The 350-nt window shown below is 53.4% G+C and carries 1 pseudogene; it reads right to left on the minus strand.

Annotated features, from left to right (window positions below):
* Positions 1-50: 50 nt before the first annotated feature.
* Positions 51-350 (minus strand): annotated as a pseudogene (locus SB719_RS19250) (hypothetical protein); the annotation flags it as partial.

Consider the following 350-nt stretch of genomic DNA (forward strand, 5'->3'; position numbering starts at 1 on the left):
CGGCGATTTCACAAATCCGTTATCGCAATCCACATGAACGCAGGCTGAACTCAACCGTTCCTGAATTGAGAGATTTTTCGCATTCTTTTAGCCAGAAGTTCTATACCTTCCGCGATGCGGTTGAGTGGAATTGAAGAATAGGCGATGCGAAAATAACGGCATGGCCGGTCGTCGCTCCAGAAGAACGGCGCTCCGGACTCTATCAGCACGCCGTCCTCTCGCAGATCACGTGCGAGCTTGTCGGCATCCATGCCTTCAGGTCCTTCGATCCAGAACGCAGTACCGCCAAACGCGGACTTGCCCGCGATTTTCAAGCCTTCCCGATCGAGAGCCTCGATCATGGCTATGTG

The organism is Pantoea sp. SIMBA_079 (assembly GCF_046940275.1).
Lineage (GTDB): Bacteria > Pseudomonadota > Gammaproteobacteria > Enterobacterales > Enterobacteriaceae > Pantoea > Pantoea borealis.